The organism is Streptomyces sp. cf386 (assembly GCF_900103585.1).
In the GTDB taxonomy this organism is placed as follows: Bacteria; Actinomycetota; Actinomycetes; order Streptomycetales; family Streptomycetaceae; genus Streptomyces.
Genome location: NZ_FNHV01000007.1, coordinates 64,628 through 85,241 on the forward strand (window position 1 = coordinate 64,628; position 20,614 = coordinate 85,241).

Genomic DNA, 20,614 nt, shown 5'->3' on the forward strand with positions numbered 1-20,614 from the left:
ACTGCCGTGTCGGACCCGATGCGCCCGCCCGTCTCCCATCACCACCCGCAAACGGCGTCGCTGCGCTCCGACCCTTCCCGTCCCCGCGCCTCCCTCCGTACCGCCGTGGTCTGGGAGGTCCTCCAGGACGCCCTGGACCGCCGGGTCAAGGCCACGGGGCGTCAGGCGCTGGACGTCCTCGACACCGGCGGCGGCAGCGGCAAGTTCGCCGTGCCGCTCGCCCGCCTCGGCCACCGCGTCACCGTCGTCGACCCCAGCCCGAACGCGCTCTTCGCGCTGGAGCGGCGGGCCGCCGAGGCCGACGTCGCCGACCGGGTGCAGGGCGTCCAGGGTGACGCCCACGGCCTCTTCGACGTGGTCGAGCGTGGCGGGTACGACGTCGTGCTGTGCCATGGCGTCCTGGAGTACGTCGACGACCCCGCCGAGGGCGTCCGCAACGCGGTCGCCGCCCTGCGTGCCGAGGGTGTGCTCAGCCTGCTCGCCGCCGGTCTGGGCGGTGCGGTGCTGGCACGGGCTCTCGCGGGTCACTTCAAGGAGGCCAAGCAGGCCCTGGAGGACCCGGACGGCCGCTGGGGGCAGGGTGACCCGGTGCCGCGCCGGTTCACCGCCGAGCAGCTCACCGCGCTGGTCGAGGGCGCCGGCCTCCGGGTCGGCGCGGTGCACGGGGTGCGGGTCTTCGCCGACCTGGTCCCGGGAGTGCTGGTGGACACCGAGCCCGGGGCGCTGGAGGCGCTGCTGAAGCTGGAGGAGGCGGCGGCCGAGCTGCCCGCCTTCCACTCGGTGGCCACGCAGCTCCATGTGCTCGGCGAGACGCGGGAGACCGCGGGGGCCTGAGCCGCCCACGGTGAGCGGACCGCAGGTGTGCGCTTGATCAGGGACTTGGCTGCACATGGAGTACGCCACAGGCCCCCCGATCGGGCGCTCGTCGCCGTATGATCGAGGGAGACCGTTCCGGCATGACGGATCGGCTGCTGGGGAATGAAGATCTCAGTGAGCCGGGATGTCCATGCCGGAGCCCGGTTGGCCAATTGGCGTAGAGGGGCGGGTTTCACGGGGGCGATTCCCTGCCTATCCTGAAGGGACCCCCCGGGTCGCCCCGGCGACTGCACGATGAGGAGGACTCCGTGCCGCTCTCGGAGCACGAGCAGCGAATGCTCGAGCAAATGGAGCGAGCGCTGTACGCCGAAGATCCCAAGTTCGCGACAGCGCTTGAGGGAAGCGGGCTGCGCACGTACACCCGGCGACGGGTCTACCAGGCGGTCGCGGGCTTCCTCGTGGGTATCGCGCTCCTCATGGCTGGAATGGTCGCCAAGCAGGTCTGGCTCAGTGTGGTGGGCTTCCTCGTCATGCTGGGCTGCGCGGTTCTCGCTGTGACCGGTTGGCGCAAGGCCCCCAAGCCGGGCGAGCAGCCCGCCTCCGGTGGCCAGCAGGCCCGGCGTCAGCCACGTCAGAAGCGCTCCATGATGGACCGCATCGAAGAACGTTGGCAGCGCCGCCGAGACGAACAGGGCGGGCACTAGCTCTACGAGCAGCTCCTGGACATACGCAGGGGGTGACCACCGGACGGGTGGCCACCCCCTGATGTATGCCCGCCCTCGGACTGCCCCGGGTGGTGGCCGTTCCGAACGAACGGACTCGGCCAGTTCCTCCGCCTGGGCCGGGCGAGTGGGCCGTGCCCATGGCCAGGGCACACATCGCATGTGCCCTGGCGTCCGGCAGCATGCAGGAGCGCAGGAGCTACTGCCGTCCAGCGCCCGCCCTCAAGCCGCTCGCCCGCAGCGAGCCCTCACCCCCGCTGACCCGGCGTCGACGGCCTTCGCCACGTCGGTCGGGCAGCGGCGGCACGCCGCTTCACGTTGAGCCACCGGTCCGACAGGGCCCAGACCACCCGCACGCTGGAGCGTGGGGCCAGCCGGGCGCGCAGGTTCGTCGTCCAGCCGGCCTTGGACTCGAGGCTGGACAGCACACGGCGGACGTCCTCCGCGAGGCCCGCCACAGGTCGGGGAACGGGGGCGTAGAGGACCTGCTCCACCGCGTCGGCGACTCGATGGACCGAGGCCGCGGCCGATGGGTCGAGATGGCCCAGTCGGACGATGCGGGCGGCGCTCTTACGGGGAGTCTGGGAGTCGTCCGGTGGGATGCCGAAGTCCCAGGCGGTGTCCGTCAGTTCCTGCCAGACCGCCAGCGTGTGCGGCGCTATGTCCGCCTCCGCGCGGCCATGCCCTCCCAGCCGCACCGCCCGTGTGCGCAACCGCCACAGCATCGGCGCCAACGGGATCAGCAGTACCGTCGCCCCACCCAGCACCCACGCGAGAAGGACGTACCACTTCGGGCCGTCACCGCCGACGGCCACCGCCGCCTCCGGGGACTCGCTCGCGCACAGCTCCGGGTTCTGACCGGCGCAGCTCTCGCTCGTCGACGGCGAGGCGGAGGGCCCGGTGCTGGCCGACTGCGAGGGCCGTGTCACGTCCGGCAGCGTGGAGCCGGGCGTGTCCGACACCGTGTACGACGGAACCGAGCCACGAGTCGGCGTCGGCTCGAAGCGGGTCCAGCCCACGCCCTCGAAGTACAGCTCGGGCCAGGCGTGCGCGTCCTTCAGCCCCACCGAGACCGAGTTGCCGCCCTGCGGGGTTCCGGGCGCGAAGCCCACCGCGACCCGGGCCGGTATATCCAGCGAGCGGGCCATCGCGGCCATCGCGAAGGAGAAGTGGACGCAGAAGCCCTCCTTGTCCTTCAGGAAGCGGGCGATCGCCTGCCGGCCGCTGCCCACCTTGACGTTGGTGTCGTACTGGAAGCCGCCCGTCACCGCGAAGTACTCCTGCAGCTTGACCGCCTGCTCGTAGTGGCTGGTCGCGCCTTCGGTGACTTTGCGGGCGGTCTTGGCGACCACCGCGGGCAGTGAGTCGGGCAGCTCGGTGAACTCGCGCTTGAGCGCGGCGGGCGGCTCCCCGGCGTTCGCGAGCTGGTCCGCCGTCGGCTGCACATCGAGGCTGCGCACGGTGTACGTCACCCCGCGCGTGGTCTGGCGGCGGTCACCGACGACCGTCATGCCCAGCGGCTCGTAGCGCCAGTTGCCGTTGATGTCCACGCCGCTCGGCGGATACGGCATCGGCAGCCAGTTCTGGGCGTACCAGTCCGCGGCCGAGATCGTCGTCTCGATCTCCGCGCGCCGGACGTCGGGGCCGAGGCCGATGGGCGTGGGGAACTCGCCCGGCACGGACTGGATGCTGCGCTTCGACGGCTGCCAGGTGGTGCCGTCGAAGTCGTCCAGGGAGACGATGCGCAGGTACAGGCTGGAGACGTCGTCCGTGTTGGTCTTCAGGGACAGGACCTGGCGGTCCTCGTCCACGTTCAGGCTGTCGCGCAGCGACACCAGGGGGTTCACCGCGGATATCGTGCCGCCGCTCCCGCTGCCCGAGCCCACGCCTGCCCCGGCCGCGTCCAGCAGGCCGCCGTTCATGGTGGGCAGGGCGAGCGGCACCACCAGGGCGATGCCCAGCGCGACCATGCCGATGCGCCGTCCGGTGCGGACCGGCGCCACCGCGTCGCTCGGCTCCCCGCCCGGCATCTGGGGCGGCCCGCCGAAGACCCGGCCCCACTGGGAGAGCCGGTCGCGTCCCTCGGCCAGCAGCAGCATCAGATAGCCCGCGGCGGCGACCAGGAACCACAGCCAGTCCCCGGCGCCGTCGGACAGCCCCGCGGCCACGGAGTACAGCGCCAGCAGGGGCAGCCCGGCCGGGGCCGCGCTGCGGAAGGTCGCCGCGAGGGTGTCGACCGCGAGGCCGATGATCAGGACACCGCCGATGAGCATCAGCCGGATGCCGTCGGACAGCGGCGCCGGGATCGAGTACCGGCTGACGTCGTCCGCGCCGGTCCGCAACAGGTCGGCGAAGTGACTGAAGGCCTCCGGGCCGGGAATCACTCCGAGGATCGCCTGCTGGTTGGCGAAGGTCAGGGTCAGCAGCATCAGCGCGACGAGGGCCTGCGCCGCCACCGTCAGGGGCCGGGCCAGCGGCACTCTCCGGGTCGCCATGCCGACGCCGGTCTGGATCGCCAGCAGGAAGGTCGCCTGGATGAGCCAACTGACCGGGGAGACCAGCGGCAGCAGGGCGCACGACGCCAGCAAAGTGGCCACCGCGGCGCTCAGCGCCATCCGTGTCCGCCCGCTCATGCCGGTCCCCCCTCGCTCCGAGCGCCGCTTGTCGCGGCGGCGTCCGTACGCGCTCGGTCCGCCTGGCGCCACAGCTCGTTCAGCGAAGCGCCCCGCGGCACGCTCAGGGCCGTCCAGCCCGCCTCCCGCAGCATCCGCAGCCGCTCCTCGCCCCTGTCCAACGCGCCGGGCACATCGGTCGGTTCCCGCACCCAGGCCCCGCTGTCCAGCACGAAGGCCACCGCGCCCCCGCTGCGCTGCGGCATCTTCGCGGCCACCGCCGCCTGCTCCTCGTCGAGGTCGCCGAAGAAGGCGACCAGCAGCCCCTCGTTGCCGCCGCGCAGCAGGTCGTACGCCCGCGACAGGCCCGTACCGTCGGAATGGTCGATCACCGCGAGGGTGTCCATCATCAGCCCGGCCGCGTCCGCCGACTCCTGGCTGGCGCCCGCGAACCCGTCGGCGCCCTCGCCGGGCACCGAGTTGCCGGTGTCGGTCAACAGCCGTACGGAGAAGCCCCGCTCCAGCATGTGGACCAGCACGGACGCCGTGCCCGAGACGGCCCACTCGAAGGCCGAGTCGGGGCCAGCGCCCCGGAAGGCCGGGCCGCGGGTGTCCAGCAGCACCGTGCAGCGGGAGCGCTGCGGCTGCTCCTCGCGGCGCACCATCAGCTCGCCGTAGCGTGCGGTGGAGCGCCAGTGCACGCGGCGCAGGTCGTCGCCGTAGCGGTACCCGCGCGGGATCACGTCGTCCTCGCCGGCCAGCGCGAGCGAGCGCTGCCGACCGTCGCCGTACCCCTTCGCCTCCCCGCTGAAGCGGACCGGCGGCAGCGGCTCCACGCGCGGGATGACCGTCAGGGTGTCGTACGTCGAGAAGGACCGGGTCAGCTCGCACATGCCGAACGGGTCGCTCAGGCGCAGCTGGAGCGGGCCCAGCGGATAGCGGCCGCGCAGGTCGGAGCGGACCCGGTAGGACACCTCACGGCGGCCGCCCGGCTCCACCCGGTCCAGCACGAAGCGGGGGCGCGGCCCGAGGACGTACGGCACCCGGTCCTGGAGCATCAGCAGGCCCGTGGGCAGCCGGGAGACGTTGTCCATCCGCAGATGGACGCGGGCCTCGCTGCCCGCGGGCACGCGCGCGGGGGAGAGCCGGCGGCTGCCCGCGACCCGGTAGCGGGTGCGGTACAGCACGGTCGCGCAGACCAGCGGCAGCACGGCGAGCAGCAGCCCGACGCGCAGCAGGTCGCTCTGGCCGAGGACGTAGGAGCAGATCGCGGCCGCGATGCCGGCGGCCAGGAAGGAGCGGCCGCGCGTGGTCAGACCGGCCAGTGCCGTTCGGATCCCGCTCTTCTCGCCGCGGTCCGCCTCGGCCTGGCCGGTACTGCCGGAGGTCATCCCAGCCTCCGCGGTGGCTGCTGGCCGTACCCCGGAGTGCCGCGGCCCAGACCGCCGAAGCCGCTCTGCTGCTGGGGCGCGGCGGGCACCGGCGTGCGCTGCAGGATCTCCTGGACGACCTGCTCGGACGTCCGGCGGTTCAGCTGGGCCTGCGCGGTGGGCAGCAGACGGTGGGCCAGGACGGCCACGGCGAGGGCCTGCACGTCGTCCGGCAGCGCGTACTCCCGGCCGCTGAGGGCCGCGGACGCCTTCGCCGCGCGCAGCAGGTGCAGCGTCGCGCGCGGGGACGCACCGAGTCTGAGGTCGGGGTGGGTGCGCGTGGCGGCGACCAGGTCCACCGCGTACCGGCGGACGGGCTCGGCGACGTGCACGCCGCGCACCGCGTCGATCAGCTTCACGATGTCGTGCGCGTGCGCCACCGGCTGCATGTCCTCCAGCGGCGAGGCGCCGCCGTGCACGTCCAGCATCTGCAGCTCGGCCTCGACGCTGGGGTAGCCGACGGAGACACGGGCCATGAAGCGGTCGCGCTGGGCCTCGGGCAGCGGGTAGGTGCCCTCCATCTCGACCGGGTTCTGCGTGGCCACCACCATGAAGGGGCTCGGCAGCTCGTAGGTCGTCCCGTCGATCGTGACCTGGCGCTCCTCCATGGACTCCAGGAGCGCGGACTGCGTCTTCGGCGACGCGCGGTTGATCTCGTCACCGATCACGATCTGGGCGAAGATCGCGCCGGGCTTGAACTCGAAGTCCTTGCGCTGCTGGTCCCAGATGGACACGCCGGTGATGTCGGACGGCAGCAGGTCCGGCGTGAACTGGATACGCCGTACCGAACAGTCGATGGACCGTGCCAGCGCCTTCGCCAGCATCGTCTTGCCCACGCCGGGAACATCCTCGATCAGAAGATGTCCCTCGGCGAGCAGTACGGTCAGCGAAAGCCGTACGACCTCGGGCTTGCCCTCGATCACTCCTTCCACCGAACTGCGGACACGCTCCACAGTGGCGGTCAGATCAGTGAGGCTCGCTCGATCGTCATAGGTCGTCACCCGGCCCTCCTCGGCCCGTTCTTTCCGGGCCGACGCTCTACGACGCGGACCGGCCCTCCCCTGGAACACGGACACCACGCGTGAAACGTTCCGCGTGTTGCCACACCCGCATTCTTGCTGCCGTTACCGATTCGTGTCACTCGCCTGTGGACAACTGTCTGCGATATGTCGGGCTTACGGCCTTTTGGGCACGCCCCAACCTGAATTGACAGCGAAACGACAGGTGCGGCGGGTGGTCACGCGGGGTCGATCTCCCGCAGCAGACCCGTCTTCACGTCGAAGACGAAGCCCCGCACGTCGTTGGTGTGCAGCAGGAACGGCGAGGTGCGCACACGCTGCATCGACTGCCGTACGTCCTGGTCGACGTCCCGGAAGGCCTCCACCGCCCAGGCGGGACGCTGGCCGACCTCCATCTCCAGGTCGGTGCGGAAGTCCTCGGTGATCGCCTCCAGGCCGCAGCCGGTGTGGTGGATCAGGACGATGCTGCGGGTGCCCAGCTTGCGCTGGCTGATGGTGAGCGAGCGGATCACGTCGTCGGTGACGACGCCGCCCGCGTTGCGGATCGTGTGGCAGTCGCCGAGATCCAGGCCGAGCGCCGCGTGCAGGTCGAGACGGGCGTCCATGCAGGCGACGACGGCGACGTGCAGCACGGGGCGGGCGTCCATGCCGGGGTCGGTGAAGGCGGCTGCGTAGCGCTCGTTCGCCTCGACGAGACGGTCCGTGACCGTGCCGCGGTGGGCTATCGCACTCTCCGGACCAGCGGGAACCGATGCAGAAGTCGTCATACCCATGACGGTACTGGTCACGCCCGAACCGGTCCCGTTGTGAGAGGGGACAAAGAACGCCATCAGGCCTTGTTGTGAGCTAACCCACAGGGGTGGCGTGAGTGCGCCCATACGAGCGATTTCGCGCACCTCGCGGCTTCGTCCGAACCCGAATCGGCGACGCGCAGGCCGGTTGATTGACCGCGCGACACGGTGGACTAAAGTGACGCGAAGCGGGAGGGGCGGCTCTCCCTGCTGGACTGTTTTTCCCGGAGACCCCGGCGATTTTCCGGAGATCTCCCCGCGTGCGCGGCGCGTACGTACGGCTCGGCCTCCTCCCGCTCCCGGTCGGCTGACGCTCTCGGCGCCGGCAGGCCTCCCCTTCACGAGCGGGCGGGGACCCGGCGGTGCGTACGGCCTGCCGGATCTGAGAGGGCCCCTTGAGCCAGAGTCGACATGTCCCGGTGATGCTCCAGCGGTGCCTGGACCTGTTGGCCCCCGCCCTTGAGCGGCCCGGAGCGGTGGTCGTCGACTGCACGCTCGGGCTCGGCGGCCACAGCGAGGCGCTCCTTCGGCAGTTCCCCGAGGCCCGGCTCGTCGCCCTCGACCGGGACAAGGAGGCCCTGCGCCTGTCCGGCGAGCGGCTCGCGCCCTACGGCGAGCGCGCCAACCTCGTGCACGCCGTCTACGACGAACTCCCGGACGTCCTGGAAAGGCTCGGCATCGCGCGCGTGCAGGGCGTCCTGTTCGACCTCGGCGTCTCCTCCATGCAACTCGACGAGGCCGACCGCGGCTTCGCCTACGCCCAGGACGCCCCCCTCGACATGCGCATGGACCAGACGACCGGCGTCAGCGCCGCCGAGGTCCTCAACACCTACCCGGCCGGTGAGCTGGTCCGGATCCTGCGCGCGTACGGCGAGGAGAAGCAGGCCAAGCGGATCGTGGGCGCGATCGTGCGCGAGCGGGAGAAGGAGCCGTTCAGCAACAGCGCGCGGCTCGTCGAGCTGATCCGGGACGCGCTGCCGCAGGCCGCCAAGCGCACTGGCGGCAATCCGGCCAAGCGCACCTTCCAGGCGCTGCGCATCGAGGTCAACGGCGAGCTCTCCGTCCTGGAGCGGGCGATCCCGGCCGCCGTTCAGGCCCTCGACGTCGGCGGGCGGATCGCCGTCCTGTCGTACCACTCGCTGGAGGACCGGCTGGTCAAGCAGGTGTTCGCGGCCGGCGCCGCCAACACCGCCCCGCCCGGGCTGCCCGTCGTCCCCGAGCGCTACCAGCCCCGGCTCAAGCTGCTGACGCGCGGTGCCGAACTTCCCACCGAGGAAGAGGTCGCCGAGAACCGGCGCGCGGCACCTGCGCGCCTGCGCGGCGCCGAGCGCATCAGGGAGTCCATCGAATGAGGGGCGTGAGGCAGGGGCGGGCGTCCGGGTCCAGGATCCAAACCGACGAGTTCAGGATTCAAACCGATGAGTTGGAGAACCGGACCCGGGGGAGCGTGAGTGAGTAGGAAACCCGAACTGAGGGGGCGTGCCGCCCGGCTGGCGCGCCTCATTCCCGCAGGGCGCGCGCGGGCCGCCCGCACCCCCTTCGTCCTCCTGGTCGTCCTCCTCCTCGGCGGCGGCCTCATCGGGCTCCTCGTGCTGAACTCCGCCCTCAGCGAAGGCGCGTTCAGGCTCGACGACCTGAAGAAGGAGACGAAGGCCCTCACCGACGAGGAGCAGTCCCTCCAGCGGGACATCGACGCCTACTCCGCCCCCGACGCCCTCCAGCGCCGCGCCAACGAACTCGGCATGGTCCCCGGCGGCGACCCCGCCTTCCTCGACCCCGACGGCACGGTGAAGGGCTTCCCCAGCCCAGCGCCCGCCGGCCGGACCTCCGCGTACATGCCCCTCGTCCTGGCCCCCGAGCCCCTCGTCAGCGAGCCCACGGTGGCGCCGACGACCGGCGCGACGCCCGTCCCCGGGGTCACTCCCGTCACGCCTCAGTACGCGTCCCCCGAGGCTCCGCCCGCCACGCCGCAGTACGCGCCGCCGGCCCAGCAGTCCAACCCGTTCGGCCAGTCCACCCAGTTGTCCGCGTATCCGACCCCCGGCAGGTGACGGAAGTGTCCGACAGGGAAGCGCCGCGCCGTCGCGTGCCCGGACCCGCGAAGCCCGCCCGTTCCGGCGGCGCCCAGCGACGCCCGGGTTCCGGCTCCCGCCCCGCCCGCCGCCCGGCACCGCCCCGCGCCGGGGCCGTCCGCCTCATCCGGCTCGGCAGCCCTCGCCCCCGGCTGCGCATGGTCAGCCTGGCCCTGACCCTCGTCCTGCTCGCCTTCGTCGTACGGCTGCTGCAGGTGCAGGGCGTCGACGCGAGCACCTACGCCGCCAAGGCCGAGAAGAACCGGTACGTCGGCTACACCCTGGCCGCCGTGCGCGGGGGCATCACCGACCGCAACGGCGTGGCGCTGGCGACCAGCGTGGACGCGTACGACATCACGGCCGACCCCACCCTGTTCAGCCGCGAGCAGCTGAAGATCGACGACGGCCCCGAGCAGGCGGCCGCCCTCCTCGCGCCGATCCTCAACCAGGACCAGGCCGCGATCGTCAAAAAGCTCCGGCCGGCGAACAAGAACCTGCGCTACACCCTGCTGGCGAGCCGGCAGACCCCGCAGGTCTGGAAGCAGATCAAGGATCTGAAGACCGCGCTGGCCACCAAGTCCGAGAGCGACAAGAGCACCGTCAACGTCCTCGCGGGCGTCCTCTCGGTCGCGAGCAGCAAGCGCGTGTACCCGAACGGCGACCTCGCCGCCGGGATACTGGGCTGGGTCAACTCCGACGGCAAGGGCGGCGGCGGCGTCGAGCAGCAGCTGAACAAGGAGCTGGAGGGCAAGGACGGCGAGATCCGCTACGCCCAGTCCGGCGGCCGCCAGGTGCCCACCGTCGGCTCCACCGAGACACCCGCCGTGCCCGGCAGCGACGTCGAGCTCACCATCGACCGCGACATCCAGTGGGCCGCGCAGAACGCGATCAGCCAGCAGGTGGCGAAGTCCAAGGCCGACCGCGGCTATGTGATCGTCCAGGACACCACCACCGGCGAGATCCTCGCGATGGCCAACGCGCCCGGCTTCGACCCGAACGACCTCTCCGAGGCCAGCGCCGCGAACCTGGGCAACGCGGCGGTCCAGGACGCCTACGAGCCCGGCTCCACCGCGAAGGTCATCTCGATGGCCGCCGTACTGGAGGAGGAGGTGGCCGCGCCCGGCACGCATGTCGTCGTGCCCAACCGGCTGCACCGGGGCGACCGGCTCTTCAAGGACGACATCGACCACCCGACCTGGTACCTGACGCTCAACGGCGTGCTCGCCAAGTCCAGCAACATCGGCACCATCCTGGCCACCGGCCAGCTGGGCAAGACGCAGAAGCAGTCCAACCAGGTCCTCTACAACTACCTGCGCAAGTTCGGCTTCGGCAGTTACACCGGGCTCGGCTACCCGGGCGAGACTCCGGGGATCCTCGCCGCCCCGGGCACCTGGTCGACCTCGCAGCAGTACACGATTCCTTTCGGCCAGGGCGTGTCCATCAACGCGATGCAGGCGGCCTCCGTCTACTCGACGATCGCCAACGGCGGCGTCCGCGTCGATCCCAAGCTCGTGCGTGGCACCACCGGACCCGACGGGCAGTTCACCGCCGCCTCCAAGCCCAAGAAGACCAGGGTCATCAGCGAGAAGACGGCGAAGACCCTCGCCCAGATGCTGGAGTCGGTCGTGGACGACAAGGAGGGCACCGGCACCAAGGCGCGCATCCCCGGCTACCGGGTCGCGGGCAAGACGGGTACGGCGAACCGCGTGGATCCGGCCACCGGCAGGTACCGCGGCTACACGTCGTCGTTCGCCGGCTTCGCGCCCGCCGACAAGCCCCGTGTCACGGTTTACTGCGCGATCCAGAACGCCACCGCGGGCAACTACTTCGGCGGCCAGATCTGTGGGCCCATCTACAAGAAGGTCATGGAGTTCGCGCTGAAGACCCTCCAGGTCCCGCCGACCGGGGCCAAACCGGCGAAGCTCCCGGTCGCCTACAACTGACCCCCTGATCAGCACCGAGCAGCCAGGAACCACCTCGTGACAACGATCACTCCCGACTCCGGAAACCAGGGCGCCCCAAGGCCCTCACTTCGCTCCCAGGCGGGTGCGCCGGGTACGCTCACCGCCGTGCCACACGCTGATCAGTCCCAAACCACCCAGAAGGGGCATCCCGTGACGTATCCGGGACCGCCCAGGCCGGCGCAGGTCTCCGCCACACCCCTCGCGGAACTTGCCGATCAGCTGGGTGTCCCCGCACCGGAACAGGCGAAGGCCGCCGAGGTCACGGGCATCACCCATGACTCGCGCGCCGTCCGCCCCGGCGACCTGTACGCCGCCCTCCCGGGCGCCCGCCTGCACGGCGCCGACTTCGTCACCCAGGCCGCCGGCCTCGGCGCGGCGGCCGTGCTGACCGACCCGACCGGCGCCGAGCGCGCCGCCGCGACCGGTCTCCCGGTCCTGGTCGTCGAGGATCCGCGCGGCCGGATGGGCGAACTCGCGGCCACGATCTACGGCCACCCCGGCCACGAGCTGCTGCAGATCGGCATCACCGGCACCTCCGGCAAGACCACCACCGCGTACCTCGTCGAGGGCGGCCTCAAGAGCGCTCGTACCACCGGCCTCATCGGCACCGTCGAGATGCGCGTCGGCGACGAGCGCATCAAGTCCGAGCGCACCACCCCGGAGGCCACCGACCTCCAGGCCCTGTTCGCCGTCATGCGCGAACGCGGCGTCGAGGCGGTCGCCATGGAGGTCTCCAGCCACGCGCTGGTCCTCGGCCGTGTCGACGGCTGTGTCTTCGACATCGCCGCCTTCACCAACCTCAGCCCGGAACACATGGAGTTCCACTCCGACATGGAGGACTACTTCCGGGCCAAGGCGCAGCTGTTCACGCCGAAACGCAGCAAACTCGGCGTGGTCAACGTCGACGACGAGTACGGCCGCCGCCTCGCCAAGGAGGCCACCGTCCCGGTCGTCACCTACTCCGCCGAGGGGCACCCCGACGCCGACTGGCGCGCCGAGGACGTCGAGGTCGGGCAGCTGGACTCCACGTTCACCGTCATCGGCCCCAAGGGCGAGCGGATCAGCGCCAAGTCCCCGCTGCCGGGCCCCTTCAACGTGGCGAACACCCTCGCCGCCATCACCGCCCTGGCCGCCGCCGGCCTCGACGCCCAGGCGGCCGCCGACGGCATCGCCGCCGTGCCGGGCGTGCCGGGCCGCCTGGAGCGCGTGGACGCCGGGCAGCCGTATCTCGCGGTCGTGGACTACGCCCACAAGACCGACGCCGTCGAATCGGTGCTCAAGGCCCTCCGCAAGGTCACCGAGGGCCGCCTGCACGTCGTGCTCGGCTGCGGCGGGGACCGTGACGTCACCAAGCGCGTGCCGATGGGCGCCGCCGCGGCCCGGTTCGCCGACACCGCCGTACTGACCTCCGACAACCCCCGCTCCGAGGACCCCCTCGCGATTCTCGCAACCATGCTCCAGGGCGCGGCGTCCGTGCCAGTACACGAGCGTGGCGAGGTCCAGGTCTTCGAGGACCGGGCCGCCGCGATCGCCGCAGCCGTCGCCCGCGCCGAGCCCGGCGACACCGTGCTGGTCGCGGGCAAGGGGCATGAGCAGGGCCAGGACATCGCCGGAGTGGTCCGTCCCTTCGACGACCGCCAGGTGCTTCGCGAAGCTATCCAGAAGACCCAGGGATGAACTTGTGATCGCCCTCTCTCTCGCCGAGATCGCAGAAGTCGTCGGCGGGCAGACGCACGACATACCGGATCCGGCCGTCCAGGTCACCGGACCCGTCGTCCGGGACTCCCGTGAAGTGGAGCCCGGCACTCTCTTCGCCGCCTTCGTCGGCGAGCGCGTGGACGGCCACGACTACGCGGCCGCGGTGGTCGAAGCGGGCGCCGTCGCCGTCCTGGCGTCCCGCCCCGTCGGCGTACCCGCCATCGTCGTGGCCGACGTCCAGAAGGCCCTCGGCGCCCTCGCCCGTCATGTCGTACGACGGCTCGGCGCGACCCTCGTCGCCCTGACCGGCTCGGCGGGCAAGACCAGCACCAAGGACCTGATCGCCCAGGTGCTCCAGCGCAAGGCGCCCACCGTGTGGACGCCGGGCTCGCTCAACAACGAGATCGGGCTGCCGCTCACCGCCCTCAGCGCCACCGAGGAGACCAGGTTCCTGGTCCTGGAGATGGGCGCCCGCGGCATCGGCCACATCCGCTACCTCGCCGATCTGACGCCCCCGAAGATCGGCCTCGTGCTCAACGTCGGCACCGCCCACATCGGCGAGTTCGGCGGCCGCGAGCAGATCGCGCAGGCCAAGGGCGAGCTCGTCGAGAGTCTGCCGTCGGCCGAGGACGACGGCGCCGCGATCCTCAACGCCGACGATCCCCTCGTACGGGCCATGGCGTCCCGTACGAAGGCGAAGGTGATCCTTTTCGGAGAGTCAGGCGAAGCGGACGTACGCGCCGAGAACGTGAGACTCACGGACAGCGGACAGCCTGCTTTCACTCTCCACACACCCTCCGGTGCAAGCGATGTGACCATGCGCCTGTACGGTGAGCACCACGTGTCGAACGCGCTCGCCGCGGCCGCCGTCGCCCATGAGCTGGGCATGTCCGCAGACGAGATCGCCACCGCGCTCTCCGAGGCGGGCTCCCTCTCCCGCTGGCGTATGGAGGTCACCGAGCGCCCGGACGGCGTGACAGTCGTCAACGACGCCTACAACGCGAACCCCGAGTCCATGCGGGCCGCTCTGCGTGCTCTTGCGGCCATGGGCAAGGGGCGTCGCACGTGGGCGGTGCTCGGCAAGATGGCCGAGCTCGGGGACGAGGCGCTCGCCGAGCACGACGCGGTCGGACGGCTCGCCGTCCGGCTCAATGTCGGCAAGCTCGTCGCGGTCGGGGGCAGGGAAGCGTCCTGGCTGCAACTGGGCGCATATAACGAGGGTTCGTGGGGTGAGGAGTCGGTGCACGTGTCCGACGCACAGGCGGCGGTCGACCTGTTGCGCAGCGAGTTGCGCCCGGGGGACGTCGTGCTCGTGAAGGCGTCCCGTTCGGTCGGTCTGGAGAGCATCGCCGAGGCGCTGCTCGCGGGCGGCACCGAGGGTGAGGTTGCCGCCCGATGATGAATCAGATCCTGTTCTCAGGAGTCATTGGCCTCTTCCTGACCCTGATCGGCACTCCGCTGCTGATCAAGCTGCTGGCCCGCAAGGGCTACGGCCAGTACATCCGGGACGACGGCCCGCGTGAGCACCACGCCAAGCGCGGTACGCCGACCATGGGTGGTATCGCCTTCATCCTGGCGACGATCGCCGCGTACTTCCTGTCCAAGCTGATCACCGGCAAGCCGCCGACGTTCTCCGGTGTCCTGGTGCTCGGCCTGATGGCCGGCATGGGTCTGGTCGGCTTCCTGGACGACTACATCAAGATCGTCAAGCGTCGTTCGCTGGGTCTGCGGGCCAAGGCCAAGATGGCCGGCCAGCTCTTCGGCGGTATCGCCTTCGCGGTGCTCTCGCTTCAGTTCGCGGACAACCGCGGAAACACCCCGGCCTCCACCAAGCTCTCCTTCGTGCAGGACTTCGGCTGGTCCATCGGCCCGGTGCTGTTCGTCATCTGGGCGCTGTTCATGATCCTCGCCATGTCGAACGGCGTGAACCTGACGGACGGTCTGGACGGCCTCGCCACCGGCGCCTCCGTGCTGGTCTTCGGCGCGTACACGTTCATCGGCGTCTGGCAGTTCCAGGAGTCCTGCGCCAACGCCCAGACGCTCGCCAACCCGGGCGCCTGTTACGAGGTGCGAGATCCACTCGACCTCGCCGTCGTCTCCTCCGCGCTGATGGGCGCCTGCCTCGGCTTCCTGTGGTGGAACACGTCGCCCGCCAAGATCTTCATGGGCGACACCGGTTCGCTGGCCCTCGGCGGCGCGCTCGCGGGTCTGGCGATCTGCTCCCGCACCGAGTTCCTGCTCGCCATCCTCGGCGGCCTGTTCGTCCTGATCACCATGTCGGTGGTCATCCAGGTCGGCTCCTTCCGGCTCACCGGGAAGCGGGTCTTCCGGATGGCGCCACTCCAGCACCACTTCGAACTCAAAGGCTGGTCAGAAGTACTCGTCGTGGTCCGCTTCTGGATCATTCAGGGCATCTGTGTGATCGTCGGACTGGGCCTCTTCTACGCGGGATGGGCAGCGGACAAGTGACCGACTGGCAGGGGAAGAACGTCACCGTCGCGGGACTCGGCGTCTCCGGGATCCCGGCGGCCAAGGTGCTGCACGGCCTCGGCGCGAAGATCACCGTCGTCAACGACGGCGACGACGCACGCGCGCGTGCCCAGGCCGCCGAACTGGAGGCGCTCGGCATCACCGTCCGCCTCGGCGACGGAGCCACCCTGCCCGAAGGCACCGAACTGATCGTCACCGCGCCCGGCTGGAAGCCGGACAAGCCGCTGTTCGCGGCGGCTCACGAAGCGGGCGTCGAGGTCTGGGGCGACGTGGAGCTGGCCTGGCGGCTGCGCGGCCCCGAAGCCGCCCCCTGGCTCGCGGTCACCGGCACCAACGGCAAGACCACGACTGTCCAGATGCTCGCCGCCATCCTCAAGGCGGCGGGCCTGCGCACGGCTGCCGTCGGCAACATCGGCGTCTCGCTCCTCGACGCGGTGCTCGGCGAGGAGCAGTACGACGTGCTGGCCGTGGAGTTGTCCAGCTACCAGCTCCACTGGGCGCCCTCCGTGCGCGCCCACTCCGCCGCCGTCCTCAACCTCGCCCCCGACCACCTCGACTGGCACGGCTCCATGGAGGCGTACGCGCGCGACAAGGGCCGTATCTACGAGGGCAACCGCGTCGCCTGCGTCTACAACGTCGCCGACAAGGCCACCGAGGACCTGGTGCGCGAGGCCGACGTCGAGGAGGGCTGCCGGGCCATCGGCTTCACCCTCGGCACCCCGGGCCCGTCCCAACTCGGCGTCGTCGAGGGCATCCTGGTCGACCGCGCCTTCGTCGAGGACCGGCAGAAGAACGCCCAGGAGCTCGCCGAGGTCGCCGACGTCAACCCGCCTGCCCCGCACAACATCGCCAACGCGCTCGCCGCGGCGGCCCTCGCCCGGGCCTACGGGGTGCCCCCCAAGGCCGTACGGGACGGGCTGCGGGCCTTCACCCCGGACGCCCACCGCATCGCGCATGTGGCGGACGTGGCCGGGGTCGCGTACGTCGACGACTCCAAGGCGACCAACACCCACGCGGCGGAGGCCTCGTTGGCGGCCTACGAGTCCATCGTGTGGATCGCGGGCGGACTCGCCAAGGGCGCCGTCTTCGAGGAGCTGGTCGCCAAGTCGGCGCAGCGGCTTCGCGCAGCCGTGCTCATCGGCGCCGATCGTGGCCTGATCCGTGAAGCCCTCGCGCGACACGCGCCGGAAGTACCCGTCGTCGACCTCGACCGGACCGACACTGGGGCGATGCTCGCGGCAGTCCAGGAGGCGCAGCGGCTCGCACAGCCCGGCGACACCGTGCTCCTTGCCCCGGCCTGTGCCTCGATGGACATGTTCGCCAACTACAACCAGCGCGGTGACGTGTTCGCGGAAGCGGTTCGCGAACTCGGCGCGAGCGCCTGACGCCGGGTCTCGGCCACTGCGGGTTGCTTCGGGACCCTTGGAGGGACGCGTGACTCGGATGTGGCCGGCCAGTATGTACGCGCACGGCGAGGCGGTGGGCGCCGATGCCCGATAGCCGTACGGGACGCCCTCCCGTGCAGCGGGCCGTCCGGCGCCGCCCTGCACCTTCACAGCCACCGCCCGACAACCCGGTACGACGGCTGTACACGCGCGTGCACAGAGCGTGGGACCGGCCGCTGACCGCGTACTACCTCATCCTCGGCGGCAGTCTGCTGATCACCGTGCTCGGTCTGGTGATGGTCTACTCGGCCTCCCAGATCACCGCGCTGCAGATGTCGCTGCCGGGGTCGTACTTCTTCCGCAAGCAGCTCCTGGCCGCGGCGATCGGCACCGGGCTGCTGCTCGCCGCCTCCCGGATGCCCGTGAAGCTGCACCGTGCGCTCGCCTATCCGATCCTCGCCGGTGCCGTCTTCCTGATGGCGCTGGTGCAGGTGCCCGGGATAGGAGTCGCGGTCAACGGCAACCAGAACTGGATCGCCCTCGGTGGCTCCTTCCAGATCCAGCCCAGCGAGTTCGGCAAGCTCGCGCTGGTGCTGTGGGGCGCCGACCTGATCGCCCGCAAGCAGGACAAGAAGCTGCTGACGCAGTGGAAGCACATGCTGGTGCCGCTCGTGCCGGTCGCCTTCATGCTGCTCGGACTGATCATGCTCGGCGGCGACATGGGCACCGCGATCATCCTGTCGGCGATCCTCTTCGGCCTGCTGTGGCTCGCGGGAGCGCCGACCCGGCTGTTCGTGGGGGTGCTGTCCGTCGCGGGCGTGATCGGCCTGCTCCTGATCAAGAGCAGTGCGAACCGGATGGCCCGCCTGCAGTGCCTGGGCGCCACCGAACCGCGCAGCGGGACCATCGACTGCTGGCAGGCCGTGCACGGCATCTACGCGCTCGCTTCCGGCGGAATTTTCGGTTCCGGACTGGGCGCGAGTGTGGAGAAATGGGGTCAACTCCCCGAAGCCCACACTGACTTCATCTTCGCCGTCACCGGTGAGGAACTGGGCCTGGCGGGGACGCTGTCGGTGCTCGCTCTCTTCGCGGCTCTAGGCTATGCGGGTATCCGCGTGGCCGGACGCACGGAGGACCCCTTCGTGAGGTACGCCGCGGGAGGCGTGACCACCTGGATCACCGCGCAAGCCGTGATCAACATCGGTGCGGTGCTCGGTCTGCTGCCGATCGCAGGCGTCCCCCTCCCGCTGTTCTCCTACGGGGGATCCGCCCTGCTGCCGACCATGTTCGCCATCGGGCTGCTGATCGCCTTCGCACGCGACGAGCCCGCTGCGCGGGCAGCGCTTTCCCTGCGGCAACCCCGCTTTGGTAGAAAGCGTGCGGGAGGCTCCGGTTCCGGCCGGGAGCCTCGGAGATGGAACACGATGCGACGGCGTGCCTCGGCGGCGCGTTCGTCCGGAGAGCGGTGAATTTCGGTGCATGTCGTACTCGCCGGTGGGGGGACCGCCGGCCACATCGAGCCCGCGCTCGCCCTCGCGGACGCCCTGCGCAGGCAGGACCCGACCGTGGGGATCACGGCCCTGGGCACGGAGCGTGGCCTGGAGACCAAACTCGTTCCGCAGCGGGGCTACGAGCTCGCGCTCATCCCCGCCGTACCGCTGCCCCGTAAGCCCACGCCCGAGCTGATCACCGTCCCGGGCCGACTGCGCGGCACGATCAAGGCGACCGAGCAGATCCTGGAGCGCACCAAGGCGGACGCCGTCGTCGGCTTCGGCGGCTATGTCGCCCTGCCCGGCTACCTCGCCGCCAAGCGCCTCGGGGTGCCGATCATCATCCACGAGGCCAACGCCCGCCCGGGCCTCGCCAACAAGATCGGTTCGCGGTACGCCGCCCAGGTCGCCGTCTCCACTCCCGACAGCAAGCTGCGCAACTCCCGCTACATCGGCATCCCGCTGCGCCGGACCATCGCCACTCTCGACCGGGCCGCCGTCCGCCCCGAGGCTCGCGCCGCGTTCGGGCTCGACCCGAACCTGCCGACGCTGCTGGTCTCCGGCGGCTCGCAGGGCGCCCGTCGCCTCAACGAGGTCGTCCAGCAGGTCGCGCCCTGGCTCCAGCAGGCCGGTATCCAGATCCTGCACGCGGTCGGCCCGAAGAACGAATTGCCGCATGTGCAGCAGATGCCGGGAATGCCCCCCTACATCCCGGTAAGTTACCTTGATCGTATGGACCTCGCGTACGCCGCGGCCGACCTGATGCTCTGCCGCGCGGGCGCGATGACCGTCGCCGAACTCTCCGCCGTCGGACTCCCGGCCGCCTATGTCCCGCTGCCCATCGGCAACGGCGAACAGCGGCTCAACGCCCAGCCGGTGGTCAAGGCCGGCGGCGGGCTGCTGGTCGACGACGCGGAACTCACGCCCGAGTGGGTGCAGCAGAACGTTCTGCCCGTGCTCGCCGACCCGCACCGGCTGTACGAGATGTCCCGCGCGGCAAGCGAGTTCGGCCGCCGGGACGCCGACGACCTGCTCGTCGGCATGGTGTACGAGGCGATCGCCTCGTACCGCCGCCAGTGACCGTGTGACGGAGGGCAGGGAGCGTGGCCGGACCGGCGACCGCTGAGCGCGGTGAACGTAAGCAGGAGTCGTCCGACCCGCCCCTCGCCCGGCGGCGGTTGAGGCTCCCGCGCCCTCGTACGATCATCATCCTTGCCGTGCTGCTGGCACTCCTCGGTGCGGGCTCGGTCTGGGCGTTGTACGGCTCCCAATGGCTGCGCGTCGAGCGCGTATCCGTCTCCGGGACCCGGGTCCTGACGCCCGCACAGGTCCTCGAAGCCGCCGACGTCCCCGTCGGGGCGCCGCTGATTTCCGTCGACAGCGGTGCGATTGAGGCGCGACTGCGCCGGAAATTGCCCCGAATTGACGAGGTTGACGTGGTCCGTGCCTGGCCGCATGGAATCAGCCTGAAAGTGGCGGAGCGTACTCCGGTTCTGATTGTCGAAAAGGGTGGAAACTTTGTCGAAGTGGACGATGAAGGTGTCCGTTTCGCCACGGTTTCCGAGCCGCCGAAAGGCGTTCCCGCACTCGAATTGACGGTGTCCCGGTCGGGCTCCGCCGTCGCGAGCCTGCGCCGCTTCGGCGAGGACCGTCTGGTGCGAGAGGCGGTGCGGGTCGCCCGCGCCATTCCGGCCGCCGTCGCGCGCTCCACCAAGGTCGTCAAAGTCCGTTCATACGACGACATCTCGCTGGAGTTGGGCGACGGCCGGACCGTCGCCTGGGGGAGTGGCGAGAAGGGCGCGGCGAAGGCTCGTACACTCACCGCTCTCATGAAAGCCTCGCCGGACGCGCGGTACTTCGACGTCAGCGTTCCCACCGCCCCTGCGTCAGCGGGGAGTTGACGCACATCTGCGCAGGCCAGCACCCTGGTTGGGCAGCGACATGGCTGATCACATAGGGTGAAAAGAAAAACGGGAGGTTCGGCGTGTTCGTTGAACGTGCGCCACTTGTCGACTTAGTGTCCTGTTCAGAAGACTTCATGGAACAGACACACTGGTAACCCTAAACTTCAGGGTTAGGGTTCGGGTCGGCGCTACGGACCGTCCCATTCGGCATCAGTCGCCGG

The 20,614-nt window shown here is 70.7% G+C and carries 16 protein-coding genes; 12 read left to right on the plus strand and 4 right to left on the minus strand.

Translation table 11 applies throughout. The features are described from left to right. The first annotated feature begins 6 nt into the window (after positions 1 to 6). A complete protein-coding gene (locus tag BLU79_RS19030; protein ID WP_093907013.1) occupies positions 7 to 834 on the plus strand; it encodes a class I SAM-dependent methyltransferase in 828 nt (275 codons plus the stop codon). A gap of 290 nt (positions 835 to 1,124) precedes the next feature. Then, positions 1,125 to 1,520 (plus strand): DUF3040 domain-containing protein, encoded by a 396-nt coding sequence (locus tag BLU79_RS19035; protein ID WP_093907014.1) that lies wholly within the window; start codon positions 1,125 to 1,127, stop codon positions 1,518 to 1,520. A 266-nt stretch (positions 1,521 to 1,786) separates the two neighbouring features. Here BLU79_RS19035 and BLU79_RS19040 read toward each other — a convergent pair whose 3' ends face one another. The 4 genes from BLU79_RS19040 to BLU79_RS19055 all read right to left on the minus strand — a co-directional run bounded on the left by BLU79_RS19040 (position 1,787) and on the right by BLU79_RS19055 (position 7,366). Continuing rightward, positions 1,787 to 4,171 carry a transglutaminase TgpA family protein gene (locus BLU79_RS19040; protein WP_093907377.1) on the minus strand — a complete coding sequence of 795 codons (2,385 nt, stop codon included), beginning with the start codon at positions 4,169 to 4,171 and terminating at the stop codon, positions 1,787 to 1,789. Continuing rightward, complete coding sequence (locus tag BLU79_RS19045) at positions 4,168 to 5,541, minus strand: DUF58 domain-containing protein (RefSeq protein ID WP_093907015.1); 1,374 nt, start codon at positions 5,539 to 5,541, stop codon at positions 4,168 to 4,170. Before BLU79_RS19045 ends, BLU79_RS19040 begins: the two co-directional genes overlap by 4 nt. Beyond that, positions 5,538 to 6,581 carry an AAA family ATPase gene (locus BLU79_RS19050; protein ID WP_093907016.1) on the minus strand — a complete coding sequence of 348 codons (1,044 nt, stop codon included), beginning with the start codon at positions 6,579 to 6,581 and terminating at the stop codon, positions 5,538 to 5,540. Before BLU79_RS19050 ends, BLU79_RS19045 begins: the two co-directional genes overlap by 4 nt. 236 nt (positions 6,582 to 6,817) lie before the next feature. After that, positions 6,818 to 7,366 carry a beta-class carbonic anhydrase gene (locus tag BLU79_RS19055; RefSeq protein WP_093907378.1) on the minus strand — a complete coding sequence of 183 codons (549 nt, stop codon included), beginning with the start codon at positions 7,364 to 7,366 and terminating at the stop codon, positions 6,818 to 6,820. A 419-nt stretch (positions 7,367 to 7,785) separates the two neighbouring features. On the opposite strand from BLU79_RS19055, the gene rsmH reads away from it, so the two are divergent. The 10 genes from rsmH (at position 7,786) to BLU79_RS19105 (ending at position 20,390) form a co-directional block, all read left to right on the plus strand. After that, positions 7,786 to 8,742 carry a 16S rRNA (cytosine(1402)-N(4))-methyltransferase RsmH gene (gene rsmH, locus BLU79_RS19060; RefSeq protein ID WP_093907017.1) on the plus strand — a complete coding sequence of 319 codons (957 nt, stop codon included), beginning with the start codon at positions 7,786 to 7,788 and terminating at the stop codon, positions 8,740 to 8,742. A gap of 99 nt (positions 8,743 to 8,841) precedes the next feature. Continuing rightward, on the plus strand, positions 8,842 to 9,441 hold the full coding sequence (locus BLU79_RS19065) for a cell division protein FtsL (RefSeq protein WP_093907018.1): 600 nt from the start codon (positions 8,842 to 8,844) through the stop codon (positions 9,439 to 9,441). Positions 9,442 to 9,446: 5 nt separating this feature from the next. Continuing rightward, complete coding sequence (locus tag BLU79_RS19070; protein ID WP_371131892.1) at positions 9,447 to 11,405, plus strand: peptidoglycan D,D-transpeptidase FtsI family protein; 1,959 nt, start codon at positions 9,447 to 9,449, stop codon at positions 11,403 to 11,405. 171 nt (positions 11,406 to 11,576) lie between these two features. Beyond that, positions 11,577 to 13,103 carry a UDP-N-acetylmuramoyl-L-alanyl-D-glutamate--2,6-diaminopimelate ligase gene (locus tag BLU79_RS19075; protein ID WP_093907020.1) on the plus strand — a complete coding sequence of 509 codons (1,527 nt, stop codon included), beginning with the start codon at positions 11,577 to 11,579 and terminating at the stop codon, positions 13,101 to 13,103. Between the two features lie 4 nt (positions 13,104 to 13,107). Further along, positions 13,108 to 14,523, plus strand: coding sequence for a UDP-N-acetylmuramoyl-tripeptide--D-alanyl-D-alanine ligase (gene murF / locus BLU79_RS19080; RefSeq protein WP_093907021.1), 1,416 nt, complete (start codon positions 13,108 to 13,110; stop codon positions 14,521 to 14,523). Further along, positions 14,520 to 15,593, plus strand: a complete 1,074-nt coding sequence (gene mraY / locus BLU79_RS19085; RefSeq protein WP_093907022.1) for a phospho-N-acetylmuramoyl-pentapeptide-transferase — start codon at positions 14,520 to 14,522, stop codon at positions 15,591 to 15,593. The genes murF and mraY overlap by 4 nt, the downstream gene beginning before the upstream one ends. Beyond that, the gene (murD, locus tag BLU79_RS19090; RefSeq protein ID WP_093907023.1) at positions 15,575 to 16,999 is read left to right on the plus strand and encodes a UDP-N-acetylmuramoyl-L-alanine--D-glutamate ligase; all 1,425 of its coding nucleotides are present in this window, start codon (positions 15,575 to 15,577) and stop codon (positions 16,997 to 16,999) included. Before mraY ends, murD begins: the two co-directional genes overlap by 19 nt. Before the next feature lie 104 nt (positions 17,000 to 17,103). Beyond that, positions 17,104 to 18,468: a putative lipid II flippase FtsW gene (gene ftsW, locus BLU79_RS19095; RefSeq protein WP_093907024.1), complete on the plus strand. Its 1,365-nt coding sequence runs from the start codon at positions 17,104 to 17,106 to the stop codon at positions 18,466 to 18,468. 6 nt (positions 18,469 to 18,474) lie between these two features. Then, positions 18,475 to 19,569: an undecaprenyldiphospho-muramoylpentapeptide beta-N-acetylglucosaminyltransferase gene (gene murG, locus BLU79_RS19100; RefSeq protein WP_093907025.1), complete on the plus strand. Its 1,095-nt coding sequence runs from the start codon at positions 18,475 to 18,477 to the stop codon at positions 19,567 to 19,569. Positions 19,570 to 19,592: 23 nt separating this feature from the next. Continuing rightward, positions 19,593 to 20,390 (plus strand): cell division protein FtsQ/DivIB, encoded by a 798-nt coding sequence (locus tag BLU79_RS19105; protein ID WP_093907026.1) that lies wholly within the window; start codon positions 19,593 to 19,595, stop codon positions 20,388 to 20,390. The last annotated feature ends 224 nt before the right edge of the window (positions 20,391 to 20,614 follow it).